The sequence below is a fragment of the Streptomyces sp. WI03-4A genome, from assembly GCF_033792105.1.
Taxonomy (GTDB): Bacteria; Actinomycetota; Actinomycetes; order Streptomycetales; family Streptomycetaceae; genus Streptomyces; species Streptomyces collinus_A.
This window is the reverse complement of the sequence record NZ_JARAUO010000096.1, coordinates 1-2,000: the sequence shown is the minus strand read 5'-3', so window position 1 is coordinate 2,000 and position 2,000 is coordinate 1. Positions and strand designations below refer to the sequence as shown.

2 protein-coding genes are annotated in these 2,000 nt (G+C 77.7%); both read right to left on the bottom strand.

Translation table 11 applies throughout. The features are described from left to right. On the bottom strand, positions 1 to 870 hold an 870-nt coding region (locus PV343_RS40180; RefSeq protein WP_319152003.1), incomplete at its 3' end, for an ABC transporter ATP-binding protein. Then, positions 867 to 2,000 (bottom strand): energy-coupling factor transporter transmembrane protein EcfT (locus PV343_RS40175; RefSeq protein ID WP_415923546.1); only part of this gene is annotated, 1,134 nt, incomplete at its 5' end. The genes PV343_RS40180 and PV343_RS40175, both read right to left, overlap by 4 nt.

The following is a 2,000-nucleotide window of genomic DNA, read 5'->3' as shown; positions in this document are numbered from 1 at the left end:
CCCATGAGGCGGGACGGCCGCGGGGGCCTGGGCCGCAGCGGCCGGCGGGGTGCTCCCGGTCAGCCGCTCGCGCAGCCCGGCGGCCCGGCGCCGGGCGTCCCGTACCGTCAGCGGCAGCGGGGCCCAGCCGGCCAGCCGGCCCAGGTCGACCACCGGCGGGTACACCGGTGAGACGGCCATCAGCTCGGCCGGGTCGCCGTGCAGCGGGGCCGCGCCGGGCGCGGGCAGCAGCACGACCCGGTCGGCGTACTGGATCACCCGCTCCAGCCGGTGCTCGGCCATCAGCACCGTCGTACCGAGGTCGTGGACCAGCCGCTGCAGGACGGCCAGTACCTCCTCCGCCGCCGCGGGGTCGAGCGCCGAGGTCGGCTCGTCCAGGACCAGCACCCGCGGGTGCGGCGTGAGGACCGAGCCGATCGCCACCCGCTGGCGCTGCCCGCCGGAGAGCGTGGTGATCGGGCGGTCCCGCAGATCGGCCAGGCCCAGCAGGTCCAGGGTCTCCTCCACCCGGCGCCGCATCACCGCCGGGGCGAGCCCCAACGACTCCATGCCGTAGGCGAGTTCCTCCTCCACCGTGTCCGTCACGAAGTGCGCGAGCGGGTCCTGGCCCACCGTGCCCACCACGTCGGCGAGTTCGCGGGGCCGGTGGGTCCGCGTGTCCCGGCCGGCCACCGTGACCCGGCCGCGCAGGGTGCCCCCGGTGAAGTGCGGGACCAGCCCGCTGACCGCGCCCAGCACGGTCGACTTGCCGACCCCGGACGGACCGACCAGCAGCGCCAGTTCACCCTCGGGCACCTCGAAGTCCACGTCCTGCACGGCCGGCCGGGCCGCTCCCTCGTACGAGACGGCGACCTCCTCGAAGCGGATCACGACGGCTCCTCGGGGTCCGGGGTTTCCTTGGGTACGACGAAGGCGGGCAGCAGGGCCGGCAGGACGGCGGCGGCCGGCCACAGCGGCAGGGTGGGGGCGGCCAGCGGCACGACCCCGGGGTTCAGCGCGCCCGGATCGCGCACGGAGGCGAGCGTGAGCAGCGCGGCGACGGCGGCTCCCGAGCCCGCGACCAGCCAGGCGTGCGCCCCCCACGGCTCCGGCCGGTACCGGGTGCGCGGGGCGCGGCGGCCGCCCAGGCGCAGGCCCCCGAGCGCGGCGGCGACCCCGGTGAGCAGCACCGGCAGCCCGTAGCTGCCGCCCTCCGCGGTGAGCAGCCCGTACGTGCCCGCGCACACGCCGAGCAGCCCGCCGAGGGTGAGTGCGGTCGTGGTGCGGCGCACCGGGGCGGGAACGTCGGCGGTGCGGCCGTAGCCGCGGGCGTCCATCGCGGCGGCCAGGGCGACCGAACGTTCCAGCGCGCCCTCCAGGACCGGCAGCCCGACCTGGAGCAGGCCCCGTACACCCCGGTCCGGGCGGCCGCGCAGTCGGCGGGCGGCGCGCAGCCGCTGGACGTCGGCGACGAGGTGCGGCGCGAAGGTGAGCGCGACGACCACGGCCACGCCCGTCTCGTACAGGGCGCCGGGCAGCGACTTGAGCAGCCGGGCCGGGGCGGCCAGGGCGTTGGCGGCGCCCACGCAGATGAGGAGCGCGGCGAGCTTGAGGCCGTTGTACCCGGCGAAGAGCAGTGCCTCCGCGCTGACCGGGCCGCCGAGCCTGATGCCCTGCGCCCAGTGCGGGAGGGGCACTTCGGGCAGGGTGAACAGGATGTGGGAGCCGGGGACGGGGGAGCCGAGCACGACCGTGAAGGCGAGACGGACGACGAGCACGGCGACCGCGAGCTTGGCGAAGGCGGTGTAGGAGCGGGCCCAGGGGGCGGCCGAGCGGTGGGTGGCCACCACATAGCCGGCCGCGGCCATGAGGAGCACGAGGAGCAGGGGGTTGGTGGTGCGGGTGGCCGCCGTGCCGAGGCCGAGCGACCAGAGCCACCAGGCACCCGGGTGCAGGGGCGCACGGCGCCGGTGCCGGGCGGCGGCCGGGGCGGCGGTGGCCGCCCCGGCGGTGCCGCGGAC